Source organism: Mycobacterium shimoidei, assembly GCF_900417275.1.
In the GTDB taxonomy this organism is placed as follows: Bacteria; Actinomycetota; Actinomycetes; order Mycobacteriales; family Mycobacteriaceae; genus Mycobacterium; species Mycobacterium shimoidei.
In genome coordinates this window covers 3752948-3774500 of sequence record NZ_UEGW01000001.1, presented here as the reverse complement: position 1 = coordinate 3774500, position 21553 = coordinate 3752948, and the positions used below count along the sequence as shown (strand labels likewise).

Annotated in this window: 23 protein-coding genes; 19 read left to right on the top strand and 4 right to left on the bottom strand. The window is 66.0% G+C overall.

Translation table 11 applies throughout. The features are described from left to right. On the bottom strand, positions 1-411 hold the full coding sequence (locus tag MSP7336_RS18210) for a nitroreductase family deazaflavin-dependent oxidoreductase (protein ID WP_069396861.1): 411 nt from the start codon (positions 409-411) through the stop codon (positions 1-3). Positions 412-473: 62 nt separating this feature from the next. Here MSP7336_RS18210 and hisD point away from each other — a divergent pair, with 62 nt between their 5' ends. From hisD to hisI, 8 genes are all read left to right on the top strand, one after another. Beyond that, the gene (gene hisD, locus MSP7336_RS18205) at positions 474-1790 is read left to right on the top strand and encodes a histidinol dehydrogenase (RefSeq protein WP_113965050.1); all 1317 of its coding nucleotides are present in this window, start codon (positions 474-476) and stop codon (positions 1788-1790) included. Continuing rightward, positions 1787-2911: a histidinol-phosphate transaminase gene (locus MSP7336_RS18200; protein WP_069396807.1), complete on the top strand. Its 1125-nt coding sequence runs from the start codon at positions 1787-1789 to the stop codon at positions 2909-2911. Before hisD ends, MSP7336_RS18200 begins: the two co-directional genes overlap by 4 nt. Further along, complete coding sequence (hisB, locus tag MSP7336_RS18195) at positions 2908-3516, top strand: imidazoleglycerol-phosphate dehydratase HisB (protein WP_069396806.1); 609 nt, start codon at positions 2908-2910, stop codon at positions 3514-3516. Before MSP7336_RS18200 ends, hisB begins: the two co-directional genes overlap by 4 nt. Continuing rightward, positions 3513-4127, top strand: coding sequence for an imidazole glycerol phosphate synthase subunit HisH (gene hisH, locus MSP7336_RS18190; protein ID WP_069396805.1), 615 nt, complete (start codon positions 3513-3515; stop codon positions 4125-4127). Before hisB ends, hisH begins: the two co-directional genes overlap by 4 nt. An 82-nt stretch (positions 4128-4209) precedes the next feature. Continuing rightward, on the top strand, positions 4210-4941 hold the full coding sequence (priA, locus tag MSP7336_RS18185; protein ID WP_069396804.1) for a bifunctional 1-(5-phosphoribosyl)-5-((5-phosphoribosylamino)methylideneamino)imidazole-4-carboxamide isomerase/phosphoribosylanthranilate isomerase PriA: 732 nt from the start codon (positions 4210-4212) through the stop codon (positions 4939-4941). Continuing rightward, positions 4938-5753: an inositol monophosphatase family protein gene (locus MSP7336_RS18180; RefSeq protein WP_113964274.1), complete on the top strand. Its 816-nt coding sequence runs from the start codon at positions 4938-4940 to the stop codon at positions 5751-5753. Before priA ends, MSP7336_RS18180 begins: the two co-directional genes overlap by 4 nt. Further along, on the top strand, positions 5753-6538 hold the full coding sequence (gene hisF, locus MSP7336_RS18175) for an imidazole glycerol phosphate synthase subunit HisF (RefSeq protein ID WP_069396802.1): 786 nt from the start codon (positions 5753-5755) through the stop codon (positions 6536-6538). Before MSP7336_RS18180 ends, hisF begins: the two co-directional genes overlap by 1 nt. Beyond that, on the top strand, positions 6535-6885 hold the full coding sequence (gene hisI, locus MSP7336_RS18170) for a phosphoribosyl-AMP cyclohydrolase (RefSeq protein ID WP_069396801.1): 351 nt from the start codon (positions 6535-6537) through the stop codon (positions 6883-6885). The genes hisF and hisI overlap by 4 nt, the downstream gene beginning before the upstream one ends. Before the next feature lie 19 nt (positions 6886-6904). On the opposite strand, the gene MSP7336_RS18165 is transcribed toward hisI, so the two are convergent. From MSP7336_RS18165 to MSP7336_RS18155, 3 genes are all read right to left on the bottom strand, one after another. After that, the gene (locus MSP7336_RS18165; protein WP_244917491.1) at positions 6905-8404 is read right to left on the bottom strand and encodes an MFS transporter; all 1500 of its coding nucleotides are present in this window, start codon (positions 8402-8404) and stop codon (positions 6905-6907) included. Between the two features lie 19 nt (positions 8405-8423). Beyond that, positions 8424-9365 carry a DUF5996 family protein gene (locus MSP7336_RS18160; RefSeq protein WP_069396799.1) on the bottom strand — a complete coding sequence of 314 codons (942 nt, stop codon included), beginning with the start codon at positions 9363-9365 and terminating at the stop codon, positions 8424-8426. A gap of 143 nt (positions 9366-9508) precedes the next feature. Then, entirely contained in the window at positions 9509-9973 is a 465-nt protein-coding gene (locus MSP7336_RS18155; RefSeq protein ID WP_069396798.1) for a peroxiredoxin, read from the bottom strand. Between the two features lie 62 nt (positions 9974-10035). On the opposite strand from MSP7336_RS18155, the gene MSP7336_RS18150 reads away from it, so the two are divergent. The 11 genes from MSP7336_RS18150 (at position 10036) to MSP7336_RS18100 (ending at position 21549) form a co-directional block, all read left to right on the top strand. Next, the gene (locus MSP7336_RS18150) at positions 10036-11559 is read left to right on the top strand and encodes an anthranilate synthase component I (RefSeq protein ID WP_113964272.1); all 1524 of its coding nucleotides are present in this window, start codon (positions 10036-10038) and stop codon (positions 11557-11559) included. Next, positions 11552-12178 (top strand): TIGR02234 family membrane protein, encoded by a 627-nt coding sequence (locus MSP7336_RS18145; protein WP_069396796.1) that lies wholly within the window; start codon positions 11552-11554, stop codon positions 12176-12178. Before MSP7336_RS18150 ends, MSP7336_RS18145 begins: the two co-directional genes overlap by 8 nt. Before the next feature lie 78 nt (positions 12179-12256). Then, positions 12257-13075 carry an indole-3-glycerol phosphate synthase TrpC gene (gene trpC / locus MSP7336_RS18140; protein WP_113964271.1) on the top strand — a complete coding sequence of 273 codons (819 nt, stop codon included), beginning with the start codon at positions 12257-12259 and terminating at the stop codon, positions 13073-13075. After that, positions 13054-14331 (top strand): tryptophan synthase subunit beta, encoded by a 1278-nt coding sequence (gene trpB, locus MSP7336_RS18135; RefSeq protein WP_244917490.1) that lies wholly within the window; start codon positions 13054-13056, stop codon positions 14329-14331. Before trpC ends, trpB begins: the two co-directional genes overlap by 22 nt. Continuing rightward, positions 14298-15140 (top strand): tryptophan synthase subunit alpha, encoded by an 843-nt coding sequence (trpA, locus tag MSP7336_RS18130; protein WP_113964269.1) that lies wholly within the window; start codon positions 14298-14300, stop codon positions 15138-15140. Before trpB ends, trpA begins: the two co-directional genes overlap by 34 nt. Next, positions 15137-16930 (top strand): prolipoprotein diacylglyceryl transferase, encoded by a 1794-nt coding sequence (locus MSP7336_RS18125; protein ID WP_113964268.1) that lies wholly within the window; start codon positions 15137-15139, stop codon positions 16928-16930. The genes trpA and MSP7336_RS18125 overlap by 4 nt, the downstream gene beginning before the upstream one ends. Positions 16931-16966: 36 nt before the next feature. Then, a complete protein-coding gene (locus MSP7336_RS18120; protein WP_069396792.1) occupies positions 16967-17299 on the top strand; it encodes an NINE protein in 333 nt (110 codons plus the stop codon). Beyond that, complete coding sequence (locus MSP7336_RS18115; RefSeq protein ID WP_069396859.1) at positions 17289-17702, top strand: DUF2752 domain-containing protein; 414 nt, start codon at positions 17289-17291, stop codon at positions 17700-17702. The genes MSP7336_RS18120 and MSP7336_RS18115 overlap by 11 nt, the downstream gene beginning before the upstream one ends. A gap of 29 nt (positions 17703-17731) precedes the next feature. Continuing rightward, positions 17732-19150 (top strand): pyruvate kinase, encoded by a 1419-nt coding sequence (gene pyk, locus MSP7336_RS18110; protein WP_069396791.1) that lies wholly within the window; start codon positions 17732-17734, stop codon positions 19148-19150. A 26-nt stretch (positions 19151-19176) separates the two neighbouring features. Beyond that, positions 19177-20019: an acyl-CoA thioesterase II gene (locus MSP7336_RS18105; protein ID WP_113965048.1), complete on the top strand. Its 843-nt coding sequence runs from the start codon at positions 19177-19179 to the stop codon at positions 20017-20019. Between the two features lie 138 nt (positions 20020-20157). Then, positions 20158-21549 carry a bifunctional lysylphosphatidylglycerol flippase/synthetase MprF gene (locus MSP7336_RS18100; RefSeq protein ID WP_244917489.1) on the top strand — a complete coding sequence of 464 codons (1392 nt, stop codon included), beginning with the start codon at positions 20158-20160 and terminating at the stop codon, positions 21547-21549. Positions 21550-21553 lie beyond the last annotated feature (4 nt).

The window sequence follows — 21553 nt, the reverse complement described above, 5'->3', positions numbered from 1 at the left end:
TCAGGAGATATCGGCGACGAAAACGGCGACCCGACGCGCCTGCAAACGGGCTAGCCACGGCAGGCCCTCGCCGTCTGCGCCCGCCGGCACGATCCGCGGGTTGGTGATGTGCAGATCCCGCCGAGACAGCCGCACGTCAGCCTCGCCGGCGGCCAGCACATTCTTGACCCACTCCGTTTTGCCGTGGCCCAACGCGATCGCCAGCAGGTTGCCCTTGCGGTAGGTGGTGACGACCGTTTCGTACGGCTTGCCGGACTTTCGGCCTCGGTGCTTGATGATCGACGTCCCGGGTAGAAAACGCGCAACCTTCTTAACCACCGGGTTCATATATTTGATCTGCAGCCGGTCCAACCACGGCGGGAAGATTGCCGGGAACTCTTGGGCGCCTTTTGGGTGATCCTGTGCTGACATGGCGGTCACTGTACCGGCCCGATAACCATTTGGTCCTGCCTGGGACAATGGTCAGCGTGACCCTGATGGCCCGCATTGACCTGCGCGGCGCCGAGCTATCCGCTGCTCAGTTGCGCGCGACATTGCCGCGCGGTGTTGCCGACGTCGACGCTGTGCTGCCCAGGGTGCGCCCGATTGTCGAGGCGGTAGCCGAACGGGGGGCGGCGGCCGCGCTGGAGTTCGGTGAGACGTTCGATCAGGTCCGGCCGGCGGCGGTGCGGGTTCGCGCCGGCGAGCTCGATGCCGCGCTGGCCGGCTTGGCAGCCGATGTTCGCGAGGCCCTTGAGGTGGCGATCGACCGGGCCCGCGCCGTGCATGCTGATCAGCGTCGTGCCGACTCGACGACGACCCTGGGCCCCGGGGCTGTGGTCACGCAGCGCTGGGTGCCGGTCCAGCGGGTGGGCCTCTACGTGCCGGGCGGCAATGCCGTGTACCCGTCGAGCGTGGTGATGAACGTGGTGCCGGCGCAGGTCGCCGGCGTCGGCTCGTTGGTGGTGGCCAGCCCGCCGCAAGCGGCATCTGATGGCTTGCCGCACCCGACGATCCTGGCCGCGGCGCGGCTGCTGGGCATCGACGAAGTCTGGGCCGTGGGCGGGGCGCAGGCAGTGGCGCTGCTCACCTACGGCGGCACCGACACCGACGGCGGCGAACTCGCGCCCGTCGACATGATCACCGGGCCGGGCAACATCTACGTCACCGCCGCGAAGCGCCTCTGCCGCTCACGGGTCGGCATCGACGCCGAGGCCGGGCCGACCGAAATCGCAATCCTCGCCGACCACACCGCCGACCCCGCGCATGTGGCCGCCGACCTGATCAGCCAGGCCGAGCACGACGAGATGGCCGCCAGTGTGCTCGTGACACCGAGCGCGGAGCTGGCCGACGCCACCGAAACCGAACTGGCCCACCAACTACGAACCACCGTGCACCGCGACAGGGTGACGGCGGCGCTGCGCGGGCCTCAGTCGGCGGTCATCTTGGTCGATGACCTCGACGCCGGCGTCCGCGCGGTGAATGCTTACGCCGCCGAGCACCTGGAGATCCAGACCGTCGACGCACCTGCGGTGGCCGCGCAGATCCACTCCGCCGGAGCGATTTTCGTCGGCCCCTATTCGCCGGTCAGCCTCGGCGACTATTGCGCGGGCTCCAATCACGTGTTGCCGACAGCCGGATGTGCCCGGCATTCCGGCGGACTGTCGGTGCAAACCTTCCTGCGCGGCATCCACGTCGTCGACTACACCGAGGCCGCGCTCAAAGACGTGTCCGGGCACATCATCACGCTGGCCAAGGCCGAAGACCTGCCCGCGCACGGCGAAGCGGTACGGCGGAGGTTCGAACGATGACCGGCCGCCCAACCCTCGAGCAGCTGCCGCTGCGTGATGACCTGCGCGGCAAATCACCTTATGGGGCACCGCAATTGGCGGTCCCGATCCGGCTGAACACGAACGAGAACCCACACCCGCCCACCAAAGCGCTAATCGACGACGTCGTCGCATCGGTGCGGGATGCCGCTGCAGATCTACACCGCTATCCCGATCGTGACTCGGTGGCGCTGCGCCGTGACCTTGCCGACTATTTGACCGCGCAAACCGGGGTGCGGCTCGGCCTGGAAAACCTGTGGGCCGCCAACGGCTCTAACGAGATTCTGCAGCAATTACTGCAGGCGTTCGGCGGGCCGGGGCGCAGCGCGATCGGTTTCGTCCCGTCCTATTCGATGCATCCGATCATCGCCGACGGGACCCACACCGAATGGATCGAAACGGCGCGCGCTGACGACTTCAGCCTCGACGTCGACGCGGCGATAGCAGCACTCGCCGAGCACCGCCCCGACGTGGTGTTCATCGCCAGCCCCAACAACCCGTCTGGGCAGAGTGTTTCGTTACCGGACCTGCGGCGGCTGCTGGAGGCGGCGCCGGGAATTCTGATCGTTGACGAGGCCTACGGCGAATTTTCGTCGCAACCCAGTGCCGTTCAACTAATCGAGGAGTTTCCGGCCAAGCTGATCGTCACCCGCACGATGAGCAAGGCGTTCGCGTTCGCCGGGGGCCGGCTCGGTTATCTCATCGCCACCCCGGCGGTGATCGAGGCGGTGCTGTTGGTGCGGCTTCCCTATCACCTGTCGTCGGTCACCCAGGCCGCCGCGCGCGCCGCCCTGCGCCATGCCGACGACACGCTGGGCAGCGTCGCCAAGTTGGTCGCCGAACGCGAACGGGTGACGGAAGCATTGAGGGCCATCGGCTTTCGGGTCATCCCGAGCGACGCCAACTTCGTGCTGTTCGGGCAGTTCGCCGACGCACCCACCGCCTGGCAGCGCTACCTCGACGCCGGCATTTTGATCCGCGACGTCGGCATCCCCGGCTACCTGCGTGTCACCACCGGACTGGCTGAGGAAAATGACGTGTTTTTGGCGGCCAGCGCGCAGATCGCCGTCACCGAATTGGCCCAGCGATTAGGAGCGTCATGAGTCGTCGTGCACGGGTAGAGCGCAGCACCAAGGAATGTGACATCGTGGTCGAACTCGACCTCGACGGCACCGGGCGAGCCGATGTCGACACCGGCATCCCGTTCTACGACCACATGCTGACCGCGCTCGGCACCCACGCGAGCTTCGACTTGAGCGTGCGCGCGAAGGGTGACGTCGAAATCGAAGCGCATCACACCATCGAGGACACCGCGATCGTTCTCGGGCAGGCGCTGGGGCAGGCGCTCGGCGACAAGTCCGGCATCCGGCGCTTCGGCGATGCCTTCATCCCGATGGACGAGGCGCTGGCGCACGCGATCGTCGACGTGTCCGGGCGGCCGTACTGCGTGCACACAGGTGAGCCGGATCACCTGCGGCACTTCACTATTGCCGGTAACACGGTGCCGTATCACACTGTCGTCAACCGGCACGTGTTCGAGACGTTGGCCAACAACGCCCGTATTGCGTTGCATGTGCGGGTACTGTATGGCCGCGACCCGCACCACATCACCGAGGCGGAGTACAAGGCCGTCGCCCGTGCGTTGCGCCAAGCCGTCGAACTTGATTCCCGTGTGTCCGGTGTGCCGTCCACCAAAGGCGCTCTGTGAAGTCAGTTGTCGTTCTAGACTACGGGTCGGGCAATTTGCGCTCGGCGCAGCGCGCGCTGCAGCGCGTCGGTGCCGACGTTGAGGTGACCAGTGATCTGAGGGCTGCCGCGGCCGCCGACGGGCTGGTGGTGCCCGGCGTGGGCGCTTTCGAGGCGTGCATGACCGGGCTGCGGGCAATCGGCGGCGAGCAGGTCATCGCCGAGCGGGTCGCCAACGAGCAGCCGGTGTTGGGGGTATGCGTGGGCATGCAAATCCTGTTCACCCGCGGCGTGGAGTTCGGGGTGGAGTCGGCGGGTTGTGGCCAGTGGCCCGGCGCGGTGACTCGGCTGGACGCCAAGGTGATCCCCCACATGGGCTGGAATGTGGTGGCCGCACCTCAGGGCACGACGCTGTTCCGGGGACTCAGTGACGACGCCCGGTTTTATTTTGTGCACTCCTATGCCGCGCAGCGCTGGGAAGGCCGCTCCGACGCGCTGCTGACCTGGGCCACCCATGAGGTTCCGTTCCTCGCCGCGGTCGAAGACGGGCCGCTGGCAGCGACCCAGTTCCACCCGGAGAAAAGCGGGGACGCCGGGGCGACGGTGCTCAGAAACTGGGTGGAAGGACTATGACCAGCTCCGCGAAAGTGCATTCCACGACGCGAATCCCGAGTAGAGGTGTCGGTAGTTGCACTTTCGCGGCACAGGAGGGAATGTGCTGATTTTGTTGCCCGCTGTCGATGTGGTCGACGGCCGCGCTGTGCGCTTGGTGCAGGGCCGCGCCGGCAGCGAGACCGAGTACGGGTCGGCGCTGGACGCGGCTTTGGGCTGGCAGCGCGACGGTGCCGAGTGGGTGCACCTGGTCGACCTCGACGCCGCATTCGGGCGTGGCTCGAACCGGGAACTGCTGGCCGAGGTCGTCGGCAAGCTCGACGTGAATGTCGAACTGTCGGGCGGAATCCGCGACGACGACTCGTTGAGCGCCGCGCTGGCGACCGGCTGCGCGCGGGTCAATCTCGGCACCGCGGCACTGGAGAATCCGCAGTGGTGCGCTGAAGTGATCGCAGAGCACGGCGACCGGGTCGCTGTCGGCCTGGATGTACGGATCGTCGACGGCGAACACCGGCTGCGCGGCCGGGGCTGGGAAACCGACGGCGGAGATCTGTGGGAAGTCCTGCAACGTCTTGACCGCCAGGGGTGTTCGCGCTTCGTCGTCACCGACGTCACCAAGGACGGCACCCTGACCGGCCCCAACTTGGATCTGCTGCGCAGGGTCGCCGAACGTACCGATGCTCCGGTGATCGCGTCCGGCGGGGTGTCCAGCATCGAAGATCTGCGTGCCATCGCCACGCTGACCGAGTACGGAGTCGAGGGCGCCATCGTCGGGAAGGCCCTCTACGCCGGTCGGTTCAGCTTGCCACAGGCGCTTGAGGCAGTTGGCCAATGACAGCGGACTCCAAAGATCTCGATGCGCTGGTGGCCAAGGCCGCTGACATCCTCGACGCCGCGTCCGAGCAGTTCCTCGAAGGTCACCGCGCCAATTCGGCGGTAGCCAAGAAGGGCGACGACTTCGCCACCAAGGTCGATTTGGCCATCGAGCGCCAGGTCGTCGATGCGCTGGTCCAACAAACCGGAATCGAGGTGCACGGAGAGGAATTCGGTGGAGCCGACATCAACTCGCCGTGGGTCTGGGTGCTCGACCCGATAGACGGCACCTTCAATTACGCCGCCGGATCTCCCATCGCTGGAATTCTGCTCGGCCTGATGCACAACGGCGATCCGGTCGCGGGTCTGACCTGGCTGCCCTTCACCGGTGAGCGCTACACCGCCGTGGCCGGCGGCGGATTGTTCAAAAACGGTGTGGCACAACCGCCGTTGGAACCAGCCGAGTTGGCCAACTCGATGATCGGGATCGGCACCTTCAACGCCGACTCACGCGGGCGTTTCCCGGGACGTTACCGGTTGGCCGTGCTGGAAAACCTCAGCCGCGTATCGTCTCGGATACGCATGCACGGCGCGACCGGCGTTGATTTGGCATATGTCGCAGACGGGATCCTCGGCGGAGCAATCAGTTTCGGCGACCATGTGTGGGACCACGCGGCCGGCGTCGCCCTGGTGCGTGCGGCCGGTGGTGTCGTCACGAACCTGGCCGGCGAATCATGGACACCCGCGGCTCGCTCCGTGCTGGCAGCGGCGCCCGGGGTGCACTCCGAAATGCTCGAGATCCTTCGGCGCGTCGGCAACCCCGAGGACTACTGATGTATTTCAACACTGGTCTCGCCGTGCGGGTGATCCCATGCCTAGACGTCGACGACGGGCGGGTGGTCAAGGGCGTCAACTTCGAAAACCTCCGAGACGCAGGCGATCCCGTCGAGCTGGCTGCCGCCTACGATGCCGAGGGCGCCGATGAACTGACCTTCCTCGACGTGACCGCGTCGTCGTCGGGCCGGGCCACCATGCTGGAGGTAGTTCGCCGCACGGCCGAGCAGGTATTCATCCCGCTCACCGTGGGCGGCGGGATACGCACAGTGGACGACGTCGACGTGTTGTTGCGCGCCGGGGCGGACAAAGTGTCGATCAACACGGCCGCCATCGCCCGGCCCGAATTGCTGGCAGAGATGGCCCGCGCATTCGGTTCACAGTGCATCGTGTTATCGGTCGACGCGCGTACTGTGCCCGCCGGTTCGCCGCCGACGCCGTCGGGCTGGGAGGTGACCACGCACGGCGGACGGCGCGGCACGGGCATCGACGCCGTCGAATGGGCCGCGCGTGGGGCCGAACTCGGAGTGGGGGAGATCCTGCTGAACTCGATGGACGCCGACGGCACCCAGGCCGGCTTCGACCTGCCGATGCTGCGTGCGGTGCGCGCCGCGGTAAGTGTGCCGGTGATCGCCAGCGGCGGTGCCGGGGCGCCCGAACACTTCGCTCCGGCGATTTTCGCGGGCGCCGATGCGGTGCTGGCCGCCAGCGTATTTCACTTCCGCAAGCTCACCATTGCGCAGGTTAAGGCGGAGATGGCCGCTGAAGGGCTGGTGGTGCGGTGACGACACTCGACCCGCACATAGCGGCCCGCCTGAAGCGCAATAGCGAAGGCCTGTTCACCGCGGTGGTGCAGGAGCGCGGCAGCGGCGACGTCCTGATGGTCGCCTGGATGGACGACGCTGCGCTGGCGCGGACTTTGGAAACACGTGAGGCCACGTACTTTTCGCGCTCCCGCGGTGAGCAGTGGGTCAAGGGTGCCACCTCCGGTAACACCCAGCACGTGCATTCGGTGCGGCTGGATTGCGACGGTGACGCGGTGCTGGTGGTGGTGGACCAGGTTGGCGGCGCGTGCCACACCGGCGATCACAGCTGCTTCGATGCCGACGTGCTGCTGGAACCGGCTGACTGACGGCCGGTTGCGCCCGCTGTTACGCGGCCTCCCGCGCGTACGCGGCATGCCTGGTGCACGCGTCTTGGCAGGAATGGTTGACGCCGGGCAGCACCTGGTGGCCGACGTCGGCGCCGCTGCGGATGGTGGCGGCCGCCGCAATGCCTCCCATCACGCACAGGCCGGTGGCGATAAGCATCGCGACGGCGAAGCTGTTGCCGAGCGGTTGCCCGGGGCCCGCGCGCATGCCGGCCGCGATCGGCAACACCGCGACGGCGAGTAGCCCGGCGAGGCGCGCGACGGCGTTGTTGACACCCGAAGCGGTTCCCGCGTGCTCCTCGGACACCGCGGCGAGAACGGCCGCGGTCAGCGGGGCGACCGTGATCGCCAGTCCCAACCCGAAGACAACAACGGCCGGCAGGACTGCTTGCAGATACGACGCCCCGGGCACGATGCGGACCATCAGCGCCAAACCCGCAGCGGCGATCAACGGACCGACCGTCATCGGGAGCCGGGGACTGGTGCGCTGCGCAACCGCACCGGCCCATGGTGAGCCGATCAGCATGATGACGGTGATGGGCAGTGTTGCGACGCCGGCGGCCAACGCAGAGTAGTGCAGAGTTTGCTGCAGCTGCAGCGCCAGGAGGAACAGTGCGCCGCCGACCGCCGCATACACGGCAAGAGTGGTGAGGTTCGCACCGGTGAACTGCCAGGAGCGAAACAGCCGCAGGGGCAGAAGCGGCGAATCCGCACGCATCTCGACGAGCGGAAAGGCCACCAGCGCGGCCGCGCCGACAGCAGCGACGCTCACGGTCACCGGTGTCCAGCCGCGAGAGGGTGCTTCGATCAGCGCGTAGGTCACTCCCGCGAGGCCGATTGTGACCGTTGCGGCGCCCAGGATGTCGGCGCGACCATGGGGCGCGGTGTCCCGGGATTCAGAGATGTGTCTGACGGTGATCCAGACGGCCGCCGCGGTCAATGGAATGTTCAAGAAGAACACCCAGCGCCACGACGCGGCATCGACAAGCCAACCCCCGATGAAGGGGCCGACGGCCGTGGCTACTCCCGACATGCCCGCCCAGATTCCCACTGCGCGGCCCCGGTCCTCCTCGGTGATCCCGGTGTCGATCAGGGCCAGGCTGGCCGGGACCAACGCCGCGGCGCCGACGCCCTGCGCCAGCCGTGCGCCGATCAGCCAGCCCGCGGTCGGTGCCAGAGCGCAACCGAAAGAGGCTGCGGTGAAAACGATCAGCCCGCCGACATAGACCCGGCGCCGGCCAAAGTGGTCGCCGGCCGCACCTCCGGAGAGCAGCAGTGCGCTTAGCGATAACAGGTAGCCGTCGAGTACCCACTGCTGACCGGTCAGCCCGGCATCCAGTTCCCGCCCTATTGCCGGAAGCGCGATATTGACCACGGTGCCGTCGAGAAGCGCGACCCCGGACCCGAGAACCGCCGCCGCGATCAGCCACCGCGCGCGAGACGACGCTAATGGCACTCGGCGCGGGACAACTACCGATTCTTTGCGCTTGGACTCGTCCACATTCGCTACTTTCCAACCCTCACATATGCGCCTGGTACGCCTTCCAGCGATCCGGGTCGGTTTCGAGCGCCCGGCGATCCCAGCCGGCACCGACGGCCTCTGCCTCGTAGGTGTCTTGCAGGAATTCGAGGAGTACCCGGTCAGGATCGGAGGCCCGTCGCACCACCTCATACGGCAAGAGGAACTCGCCGTGGTCCTGGCTGTAGTGCGCCTCGGCAGGTCTGACCGGGTGCGCGGCGAAGCTGTCCGGTTCGGGGTAGGCATAGGCGTAGAAGGCACCTTCGTCCCCGCCGCCGGGCCAGAACCCACAGCTGCTGAGTTCGTGCGAATATCCCTCGACCATCACCCAGTCACCCACGTTTGGGGCACCGCCGGGGTGGCGTGGCGCACCGCGACCGGAGAACCTGGTGCACGCGAGATCCATTGCACCCCAAAAGAAATGCACGGGGCTGACTTTTCCTACGAAACGGGACCGGAACTGGCCGAGTACGCGGCTGGCGTGAACCAGTTGGCGCCAGAACAACTGCGCGGCGGCAGGGTCGTACGACGCATGCTCGACGTCGGCGGCGAACGGCGGTGCCGGGTCCACTTCGTTGGGGTGTGGCTGGATGCGGGTGGGAAATCCAAGCTCGTCGAGGGCGTGCATGGTCTGTGTATAGAACTCGGCCACCGATTTTGGCTCCAGCGCCACGGTGCGGGTCGCGCCGTTGGTGCTGCGGATTACCAACTGGTGATCGACGAAGTCGAACTCAATGTCGAATGCCTGCTTCGCATACGGGATCGTCGAGGTCGTCAAACCACGCGCAGTCACATACAAGGTGGTCTGCCACCAGTGGTTGACCATGGGCGAATGAACGAGCCGGACCTTGCCGACGATCTGAGCCCACATGTGCAATGTCGCCCTGGTTGGAACCCAGTCCTCGACCCGCAAGCTCGGCCATGCGTTGTTTTCTCCGGCCATTCGGTGACGCCTCCTCGGATCAACGAAGTAAGGAAATGCGTTGTCGGACACGCAATTCGGAATTTCACGGTGGGGGACGTCACCGCGGATCCCGGCCACATACCGGTGGCGCCCGGAATCCCCAGCGCTAAGCGCTGACAGACCTATGTAGACGAGCGTGCGCGCAGGGCCGCCAGCGCCTTATCGGCGTGCGAATTGAAGTTGAACTCGCTGCCGATCACCTCGAGCACGGTGCGGTCGGTGTCGATGACAAACGTCATGCGCTTGACCGGCGACAACTTGCCCAACAGCCCGCGCTTGACGCCGAATTGCGCGGCGACCTTGCCCTCGGAGTCGGACAGCAGCGGGTAGTCGAAGCCGTGCGTGTCGGCGAACTTGGCTTGCTTGTCCACCGCATCAGTACTGATGCCGACACGCTGGGCTCCGACGGCGGCGAATTCCGCGGCCACGTCACGGAAGTGGCACGCTTCGCGCGTGCAGCCGGGCGTCATCGCGGCGGGATAGAAGAACAGCACGACGGGTCCGTCGGCCAGCAGATCGCTCAGCTTGCGTGGTGTGCCGGTCTGGTCGGGGAGCTCGAAGTCGGCCACAGTGTCACCGGTTTTCATGATCGTCAGGCTACGCCGGGGGTCACTGCGGCGGGTTGGAAGATGACTTGGAAGATAGATGGGTGCCTGCCCAGCTCGCCACCACCTCGCGCGAGGACTTCCGGGTGCTCGCCGCCGAGCATCGGGTGGTCCCGGTGACCCGCAAGGTGCTGGCCGACGCCGAGACCCCGCTGTCGGCCTATCGGAAGTTGGCCGCCAACCGGCCGGGAACCTTCTTGCTGGAGTCGGCGGAAAACGGCCGGTCCTGGTCGCGGTGGTCGTTCATCGGCGCCGGCTCGCCGTCGGCGTTGACGGTCCGTGATGGCGAGGCAGTGTGGCTTGGCGCCGTGCCACAAGATGCCCCCACCGGCGGAGACCCGCTGCAGGCCCTGCGCGCCACGCTCGAGCTGCTGGCCACCGCTGCGCTGCCCGGGCTTCCGCCGCTGTCCGGCGGCATGGTGGGTTTTTTCGCCTATGACCTGGTGCGACGGCTGGAGCGGCTGCCGGAGCTGGCCGTCGACGACCTTCACCTGCCGGACATGCTGTTGCTGCTGGCCACCGATCTGGCGGCGGTCGACCACCACGAGGGGACCATCACTCTGATCGCCAATGCGGTCAACTGGAACGGCACCGACGAGCGGGTCGACGAGGCCTACGACGACGCCGTCGAACGGCTCAACGTGATGACGACGGCCCTCAGCCAGCCGCTGCCGTCAACCGTGGCCACCTTCAGCCGCCCCGAGCCGAAACATCGCGCCCAGCGCACCGTCGAGGAATACAGCGCGATCGTCGAGCGCCTGGTGCACGAGATCGAACGCGGCGAGGCCTTTCAGGTGGTGCCGTCACAGCGTTTCGAGATGGACACCGACGTCGAGCCGATCGACGTCTACCGGATGCTGCGGGTGTCGAACCCCAGCCCGTATATGTATCTGCTGCACATCCCCAATGATGTTGGCGAAACTGCATTTTCGATCGTCGGCTCCAGCCCGGAGGCGCTGGTCACCGTGCAAGACCGGTGGGCTACGACGCATCCGATCGCCGGCACCCGCTGGCGCGGACACACCGACGAAGAAGACCAGCTGCTAGAAAAGGAACTGCTCCACGACGAGAAGGAGCGTGCCGAGCATCTGATGCTGGTCGATCTGGGCCGCAACGACCTCGGGCGGGTATGCGTGCCGGGCACGGTACGGGTCGAGGACTACAGCCACATCGAGCGCTACAGCCATGTCATGCACCTGGTATCGACGGTGACCGGGATGCTGGCCGAAGGCCGCACCGCGCTCGATGCGGTGACCGCCTGCTTTCCCGCGGGCACGCTGTCCGGCGCTCCGAAGGTGCGGGCGATGGAGCTGATCGAGGAGGTGGAGATCACGCGCCGGGGCCTGTATGGCGGTGTCGTCGGCTACCTCGACTTCGCCGGCAACGCCGATTTCGCGATCGCCATCCGAACCGCGCTGATGCACGACGGCACCGCCTACGTTCAGGCCGGCGGCGGGGTGGTGGCCGACTCCAACGGACCCTACGAGCACACCGAAGCCACGAATAAGGCCAAGGCGGTGCTCAACGCGATCGCCGCCGCCGAGACCCTTACCAAGCCCGATGGCTGAGCGCCGGCTGGCGCAAATACTGCTGGTCGTCGCGGCAGCCGGACTTGCGGCGGCATCCCGGTTGCCGTGGGTGGCGATCCGCTCGTTCGACGGGCTGGGACAGCCGAAGACCATCACCTTGTCCGGCGCGACCTGGTCCACGGCGCTGCTGCCACTGGCGATCTTGCTGCTCGTCACCGCCGTGGCAGCGCTGGCGGTACGGGGCTGGACGCTGCGGGTCCTGGCTGTGGTGGTGGCCGTGGCCAGCCTGGCCATCGGGTACCTGGCCATCAGCCACTGGGTCGTTGCCGACTGGGCGGCGCGCGCGGCAGACCTCACGCACATCTCGCTGCTGACGCTGGTCGGCAGCCAGCGCTATCACGCCGGCGCGGTGATCACGCTGGCCGCGGCGCTGTGCACCCTCGCCGGTGCGGTGTTGTTGATGCGGACGGCGGCGCGCGGTGGCCCCACGAAATACGTCGCACCCGCGGCCCGGCGGTCACAGGTGTCGCAGAACGATGAGGCGATGTCGGAGCGGATGATTTGGGATGCCCTCGACGAAGGCCGTGATCCCACCGCGGTCGACGATGCCAAACGAAGTGATGCTGACAATCCGCGCAACTCCACGGAGGGTCGGTGACAAAGTGCGGGCCGACGGTCGCTACCCTTCGATGAACGTCATCGATTCTGCGGGGCCCGCGGGGAAGGACCGACAGGCATGAGTTCGGTTACCGTGCTCGACTCGATCATCGAGGGAGTCCGTGCCGATGTTGCCGCTCGCGAAGCCGCCGTCAGCTTGTCCGAGGTCAAGGCGGCCGCCGAGGCGATGCCGCCGCCGCTCGACGTGATGGCGGCGTTGCGCGAACCTGGGATTGCCGTCATCGCCGAAGTCAAGCGTGCCAGTCCGTCGGCGGGTGAACTCTCCTCAATCGCTGACCCAGCTGCGTTGGCCCGCACTTATGAGGAGGGCGGCGCGCGGATCATCAGCGTGCTCACCGAAGAGCGTCGCTTCAACGGCTCACTGGCCGACCTTGACGCGGTGCGCGCGGCGGTGAGTGTTCCGGTGTTGCGTAAAGACTTTGTGGTGGGGCCCTACCAGATTCACGAGGCGCGCGCCCACGGCGCCGACATGCTGCTGTTGATCGTCGCCGCGCTCGAGCAGTCCGCCCTGGTGTCGATGTTGGAGCGCACCGAGTCGCTGGGCATGACCGCGCTGGTCGAGGTGCACACCGAAGAAGAAGCCGACCGCGCACTGAAGGCCGGAGCGCGAGTAATCGGTGTCAACGCGCGGGATCTGCGAACCCTGAAAGTCGACCGGGATTGCTTCGCGCGTATCGCACCCGGACTGCCGACCGACGTGATCCGAGTCGCCGAATCCGGGGTACGCGGCACCGCCGATCTGCTGGCCTACGCCGGCGCCGGCGCCGACGCGGTTCTGGTCGGCGAAGGTCTGGTCACCAGTGGCGACCCCCGCGCGACCGTCGCCGATCTGGTCACGGCGGGGAGGCATCCGTCTTGTCCAAAGCCCGCCCGTTAGGCGTGCACCGCCCGGAACTTCCGCGCTCCAGCGCGGCCATCGCCGAACCGACCAGCCACGACCCCGATTCGCGCGGCCATTTCGGTGCGTACGGTGGCCGATTCGTCGCCGAAGCGTTGATGGCGGTGATCGAAGAGGTCACTGCCGCCTACGAAAAGGCCCGTACCGATCAGGGCTTCCTGGATGCCTTGGACAAGTTGCAGGCCAACTACACCGGTCGGCCCTCTCCGCTCTATGAGGCTGTTCGGCTCAGCCAGCATGCCGGTGGGGCGAGGATATTCCTCAAGCGAGAAGACCTGAACCACACCGGTTCTCACAAAATCAACAACGTTCTTGGCCAGGCTCTGCTCGCCAGGCAGATGGGCAAGTCGCGGGTGATCGCCGAGACCGGCGCGGGCCAGCACGGGGTGGCCACCGCGACGGCCTGCGCGCTGCTGGGTCTGGACTGTGTCATCTACATGGGTGCCGTTGACACCGCCCGGCAGGCGCTGAACGTGGCTCGGATGCGACTGCTCGGCGCCGAGGTGATCTCCGTAGAGTCCGGCTCGAAGACTCTCAAAGATGCGATCAACGAAGCGTTTCGGGACTGGGTGACCAATGCCGACAACACCTACTACTGTTTCGGCACTGCCGCCGGGCCGCATCCGTTCCCGACGATGGTGCGGGACTTCCAGCGAGTCATCGGCCTCGAAACGCGCGTGCAGATTCAAGACCAGGCCGGAAAATTGCCCGATGCCGTCACGGCTTGTGTCGGTGGTGGATCCAACGCCATCGGCATTTTCCACGCATTTCTCGACGATCCCGGAGTGCGCTTGGTGGGCTTCGAGGCAGCCGGCGACGGCATCGAAACCGGCCGTCATGCGGCCACATTCACCGGCGGGTCACCCGGTGCATTCCAGGGGTCCTTCTCCTACCTGCTGCAGGACGAGGATGGGCAGACCATCGAGTCACACTCGATTTCGGCCGGGTTGGATTATCCCGGTGTAGGGCCCGAGCACGCATGGCTCAGGGAGACGGGTCGCGCCGAATATCGACCCATCACCGACGCCGAGGCGATGGACGCATTTCGCCTGCTGTGCCGCACGGAAGGCATCATCCCCGCCATCGAATCCGCGCACGCGGTGGCCGGGGCACTCAAACTCGGTGTCGAAATGGGCAGCGGTGCAATCATCGTCGTGAACCTGTCGGGTCGTGGCGACAAGGATGTCGCGACCGCGGCCGAGTGGTTCGGCCTGCTCGACAAGGAAAGCTCGTGACTGTGGAGCAGAGCGAGACAAGTCAGCTGGCGGAGCTGTTCAGCTCATGTCAACGGGACAACCGGGCAGCGCTGGTCGGCTACTTGCCGACCGGATACCCTGACGTGCAGACGTCGGTGAAGGCGATGACTGCCTTGGTCGAATCGGGTTGCGATCTAGTCGAAGTCGGCATCCCGTACTCAGATCCGGGCATGGATGGACCCACGATCGCGACGGCTTCAGAAGCCGCCCTCCGGGGTGGGGTGCGTGTTCGCGACAGTTTGGCGGCCGTGGAGGCAATCACTGCGGCGGGTGGTCGTGCCGTCGTCATGACGTACTGGAATCCTGTGCTGCGTTACGGGGTCGACGCGTTCGCCCGCGACCTGGCCGCCGCCGGTGGGCATGGGTTGATCACACCGGACCTCATTCCCGACGAGGCCGAAGAGTGGCTGACCGCCTCAGACAGGCACCGGCTGGATCGCATCTTTCTGGTAGCGCCGTCCTCGACGCCGCAGCGGCTGGCGGCAACGGTCGAGGCATCGCGCGGGTTCGTCTACGCCGCATCGACGATGGGCGTCACCGGTGCCCGTGACGCCGTGTCGCAGGCTGCACCGGAGCTGGTAAGCCGGATACGGGCAGTCTCTGACATACCTGTCGGCGTCGGGCTCGGCGTTCGTTCGCGCGAACAGGCCGCACAGATCGGCGGCTACGCCGATGCGGTCATCGTCGGATCAGCGCTGGTGTCGACGTTGACCGAGGGCATCCCCGCGCTGCGCGCGCTGACCGAAGAACTGGCTGCCGGTGTGCGCCAAAGGATTTCTTCGCCATGACGACGACTGTGCTTGCCTACATCCCGAGCCCGCCACGCGGCGTCTGGTACCTGGGCCCGGTGCCGATTCGCGCGTACGCACTGTTCATCATCGTCGGGATCGTGGTCGCGCTGGTGATCGGTGATCGGCGCTGGGCGGCGCGCGGCGGTGAGCGCGGCGTCATCTACGACATCGCGCTGTGGGCGGTGCCCTTCGGGTTGGCCGGTGGCCGGCTCTACCACCTGGTCACCGATTGGCAATTGTATTTCGCAGAGGGCGGCGCGGGGCCGATTGCGGCGCTGCGAATCTGGGACGGCGGCTTGGGGATCTGGGGTGCGGTGGCGCTCGGTGGTGTCGGGGCGTGGATCGGCTGCCGCCGTCGCAACATTCCGCTTCCCGCCTTCGGCGACGCTGTCGCTCCGGGCATCGTGCTGGCCCAGGCTATCGGCCGCCTAGGAAACTACTTCAACCAAGAGCTGTACGGGCGGGAAACCACGCTGCCGTGGGGTCTGAAGCTCTACTACCGGCAAGACCCATCTGGACTTGTCGATGTGCATTCGCTCGACGGGGTGTCTAACGGCCAGGTCGCGCTGGTGGTGCAGCCGACTTTTCTGTACGAGTTGCTTTGGAACCTAGTCGTTTTCGCCGTCCTGATCATTGTGGATCGGCGCTTGATAATGGGGCACGGTCGGCTGTTCGCGCTTTACGTCGCCGGGTACTGCGTCGGGCGGTTCTGCATCGAGCTGCTGCGCGACGATGCCGCCACACATATCGCCGGTATCCGGATCAACTCGTTCACATCGACTTTCGTCTTGATTGGCGCGGTGGTCTACCTCATTTTGGCTCCCAAGGGCCGAGAGGATCCGGCGACGCTCGGCGGCAAGGCCGCGCCGAAACGCGAGGCGGTGGCGGCTCGCGAGTTGGTTGGTGTCGCTGCAACATCCGGCGCGGCCCAGGGCGCAGAAGTCGACGAGGAGGCTGATTCTCCAGCGGCGACGCCAGCGGCTGAAGACGAAGCAGTCGACGTAGACACGGTCGACGCGGCGGACAGCGCACCGAAGACGGCAACTGCCGAGGAGGCCGAAGAGACCGAAGCTGAGGCCGTCGCCGAGGAGGCTGAGGAAGTCGAGGCCGAGGCCGTCGCGGAGGAGGCCGAGGGAGCCGAGACCGACGAAGCCGCGCAGGAGCCTGAGGAAGTCGAGGCCGAGGCCGTCGCGGAGGGGGCCGAACAAGCCGAAGCGGAGGAAGCGGCGGAGGAACCCGAGGAAGTCGAGTCCGAGGCCGTCGCCGCGGACCCCGAGGAAATCGAAGCCGAGGAAGCGGCGGCGGAGCCTGAGCAAGTCGAGCCCGAGGAAGTCGCGGAGGAGGCTGAGGAAGCGGCGGAGGAGCCTGAGGAAGCAGAGCTCGAGGCCGTCGCGGAGGACCCCGAGGAAATCGAAGCCGAGGAAGTCGCGGAGGAGGTTGAGGAAGCCGAACCCGAGGAAGCCGAGACCGAAAAACGCGTGGAGGAACCCGCAGTCGCAGAAGCCGACGAAACAGAAGCTGAGGCTGAACCGGAGGCTGAGGCTGAGCAGCCGGAAATCCCGGTCACCGAGCCTGAGGAGCCCGAAGCTGAACAGGCCGACGAGCCCGAGCCCGAGGTGACCGAGCAATCAGTGGCCGCCGAAGGAGAACCGGCCGAGGCCGGCGCTGCGGCGCAAGGCCAAGACCAAGACCAAAAACCGGCGCCACAGGTGACTGAGTCGACCACCGCAACAATGCCGCGATGGAGGTCGCGACTGAACCGGCTGACCCGCAGGTTGGGTCGATAGCGGTGCAGGGCCGCACAAAACTGGCATGCTGATAACGTGACCGATCCTTATCAGGCGCAGCCACCGAGTTACCCACCGGGCAGCCTTCCAGACCCGACGGCACCATACGGTCGGCACCCGGTGACCGGCGAGCCGTTCTCGGACAAATCCAAGATCGTGGCCGGCCTGCTCCAGCTGATCGGCCTGCTCGGAATCGTCGGCATCGGCCGCATCTACCTCGGTCAGGTCGGGTTGGGAATCGCCCAGATGATTGTGGGCTTCATCACCGTGGGTGTCGGAGCGGTGGTCTGGGGATTGGTCGACGCCGTCTTGATACTCACCGATAAAGTCCGCGACCCGCAGGGCCGTCCACTGCGTGATGGAACGTAGCCCGGTAGGAGGCCAACGCCGCGGGTTGTACGCCGTGCTGAGCGCGGGCGCGCTGTTAGCAGGGGCGTTCATCGCCGTCGGATTCGTCGACCCCCATAACCAGAACTCCATGTTCCCGATCTGCCCGTTCCGCCTCCTCACCGGCTGGAACTGCCCCTTCTGCGGTGGGCTTCGGATGACACACGACGTGCTGCACGGTGACCTCATGGCGGCGGTAACCGACAACGTGTTCCTGCTCGTGGGTCTCCCGATGCTCGCGGCATGGCTCCTGCTGCGGCGCCACCGGCGAAAGGCCGCGCTGCCCTTGCCCGTGCTGATGACCATCCTCACCGTCACCCTTGCCTGGACGGTGCTGCGGAACCTGCCTGGGTTTCCGTTGATTCCGACGCTGTATACCGGGTAATTCGTCGACCCCGACTATGCTGTGTCGTCGTGGCGAGGCGCGGAAAGATTGTCTGTACCCTCGGCCCGGCCAGCAACTCTGATGAAGTAGTCAGAGCGCTGGTCGAGGCCGGAATGGACGTCGCCAGAATGAACTTCAGCCACGGCGACTACAGCGATCACAAAGCCGCCTATGAACGGGTTCGGGTTGCCTCGGACGCCACCGGTCGCGCCGTCGGCGTGCTCGCCGATCTGCAGGGGCCCAAGATCAGGTTGGGCCGCTTCGCGGAGGGCTCGACGTACTGGGCGAGCGGCGAAACGGTTCGGATCACCGTCGCCGACTGCATCGGAACTCACGACCGCGTGTCGACGGCCTACAAGCAGCTAGCCCGCGACGCCATGCCCGGCGACCGGGTGCTGATCGACGACGGCAACGTCGGTCTGGTGGTGGAAGACATCGACGGCGACGACGTGGTCTGCACGGTCACCGAAGGAGGCCCGGTCAGCAACAACAAGGGAATGTCGTTGCCGGGGATGAACGTTTCGGCTCCCGCCTTGTCAGAGAAGGACGTCCAGGACCTGCAGTTCGCGCTCGACCTGGGCGTGGACATGGTGGCACTGTCGTTCGTACGCTCACCGTCCGATGTCGAGCTGGTCCACGATGTGATGGACCGGGTCGGGCGCCGGGTTCCAGTGATCGCCAAGCTCGAAAAGCCAGAAGCCATAGACAATCTCGAGGCCGTCGTATTGGCTTTCGACGCAGTGATGGTGGCCCGCGGTGACCTGGGCGTCGAGCTGCCGCTCGAAGAAGTTCCGCTGGTGCAGAAGCGGGCCATCCAAATGGCAAGGGAGAACGCAAAACCCGTTATCGTGGCGACACAGATGCTTGACTCGATGATCGAAAACCCGCGTCCTACCCGCGCTGAAGCCTCTGATGTCGCGAACGCGGTGCTCGACGGCGCGGACGCCCTGATGTTGTCCGGGGAAACAGCGGTCGGAAAGCACGCGCTCGCTGCTGTGCAAACAATGTCCCGGATTATCTGTGCAGTCGAAGAGAATTCGACAGAGGCGCCGCCGCTGACACATGTGCCGCGAACTAAGCGCGGGGTGATTTCCTACGCCGCCCGCGACATCGGCGAGCGGCTGGACGCTAAGGCCCTGGTCGCGTTCACCCAGTCTGGCGACACCGTCCGCCGACTGGCCCGGCTGCACACACCATTGCCGTTGCTGGCGTTCACCGATCTGCCCGAGGTGCGTAGCCAGCTCGCGATGACTTGGGGCACAGAAACATTCATTGTTCCGCACATGCAATCCACCGACGGCATGATCCGGCAAGTCGACAAGTCGCTGCTGGAGCTGGGCCGCTACAAGCGCGGTGATCTCGTCGTCATTGTGGCCGGCGCACCGCCGGGCACCGTCGGGTCCACTAATTTGATCCACGTGCACCGCATCGGCGAAGAAGACGTCTGAGGCCAGTGTCCGATTTCGACGAGCTGATGGCGGTATTGGACCTCAATCCTGTCGGCGACGACGTCTTCATCGGATCCCATCCCAGCAAGAACCCGCCGCGAACATTCGGCGGTCTGTTGATGGCGCAATCGTTCGTCGCCGCCAGTCGCACGCGGACCCGCGACCTGCCGCCCAACGCGCTTTCGGTGCACTTCATCAACGGGGGCGACACCGCCAAAGACATCGAGTTCCGGGTGACCCGGCTGCGCGACGAGCGCCGGTTCGCCAACCGGCGCATCGATATGACGCAGGACGGCACACTACTGGCGACCGGGATGATTTCCTATTTGTCGGGCGGTCGCGGCCTCGAGCACAACATCGAACCACCCGACGTCGCCGATCCCGAGACGTTGCCCCCCGTCAAAGAACTCCTACGCGGATACGAGGACACCGTCCCGCTGTTCGTCAACGCGCTGCAACCCATCGAATGGCGCTACACCAACGACCCGTCGTGGGTGATGCGGGACAAAGGCGAACGACTGGACTTCAACCGCGTCTGGGTGAAAGCCGACGGGGTGCTGCCCGACGACCCGGTGCTGCACACGGCCACCATGCTCTACTGCTCGGACACCACCGTGCTCGACTCGATCATCACCAGGCACGGATTGTCGTGGGGGTTCGACCGCATTTTCGCCGCGACCGTCAACCACTCGGTGTGGTTTCACCGGCAGGTCAACTTCGACGACTGGGTGCTGTACTCCACGACATCGCCGGTTGCCGCCGATTCGCGGGGGCTGGGCAGCGGGCATTTCTTCGACCGTTCCGGGCATCCGGTCGCCACCGTGGTGCAGGAGGGCATCGTGAAGTATTTCCCGGGATCGCGCCCCTAGCGGGCGCGCCTGTCGGGCAGCAACGATCCGGTTGCGAGCTGCGTTCGAATGCCACCGGCGCAGGGGTCGAGGCGTAACGTTTCCGGTACGCGACAATGCCAACAGAAACGGCGGTTCCAGCAACAACCGGAGGTGCGCGTGAACGAATCGTCAGTTGCAGTCGCCCCCCGGACAGCGGAAAGAGTTGTCGTTCGCGTAAATTCACCGGCGGCCCGCTGGGTCGGGGGATTGGCGCTGCTCAGCGCCGCCTGCTGGCTGATCGCCATCGTGGTCCGGGAGCATACCCAGGGCCACGGGGAACCTCCGGGTCGGCTGGCCTGGTCGCTCACCGTCCTGGCGGCCGTGGCGTTGGTCGCGCGCGGCATCTTCCTGGGCCGTCCGGTGACCGCCAAGCACGCCGCCGTCGCCAGTCTCATCCTCTTCATCGGGATCGCCGCACACGTGTTGTCCTTCGACTTCCTCGGCTACGTGCTGATCGGCGGCACGGGTCTGGCGCTGATGTGGCCGACGTCAGCGCGCTGCCGACCGGGGGATTTGCCGCGCGTGTGGCAACTGGTCAACGCCACCAGTGGCGATCCGCTCGCGCCGTTCGCCATGCAAGCGAACAAGTGCTACCACTTCAGCGCCGACGGAACCGCGGCGCTGGCATACCGAACCCGGATTGGGTATGCGGTCGTCAGCGGCGATCCCATCGGCGACGAAACGCAATTCCCGCAACTGGTGGCCGATTTCGCGGCGATGTGTCACACCCGCGGCTGGCGGATTGTGGTAGTGGCGTGCAGCGAACGACGACTTGGGTTGTGGACTGACCCGGTGGTGCTCGGCCAATCGCTGCGACCCGTGCCGATTGGTCGCGACGTCGTGATCGACGTCGCCAATTTCGAGATGGTGGGCCGCAAATTCCGCAACCTCCGCCAAGCCGTCAAACGCACGCACAACTTCGGTATCACCACTGAGATCGTCGCCGAGCAAGAGCTCGACGAGAAGCTGCTGGCCGAGCTGACCGATGTGCTGAAAGCATCGCCCAGCGGGGCGCACACCGAACGCGGCTTCTCGATGAATCTCGATGGCGCGTTGGAGGGCCGCTACCCGGGGATACAACTGATCATCGCCAGGGACGCCAACGGTCGGGTACAGGGCTTTCACCGCTACGCGCTGGCCGGCGGCGGAAGCGATGTCACACTCGACGCACCCTGGCGGCGCCGGGGGGCGCCTAACGGCATCGACGAGCGGTTAAGCGTGGACATGATTACAGCAGCTAAAGAGGCTGGTGCACAACGGCTTTCGCTGGCTTTCGCGGCGTTCCCGGAGATCTTTGACGACAAGAACCGGGGACGGATGCAGAGCTTGTTCTATCACTTGATACATCTGTTGGATCCGCTCATCGCGCTGGAGTCGCTCTATCGCTACCTGCGTAAGTTCCGCTCACTCGGTGAGCGACGTTATGCGCTGGTGTCGATGACGCGGGTGCTTCCGCTGGCGTTCGTGTTGTTGACCTTGGAATTCATGCCGCGCCGGCGCCGCCTTTGAGGTG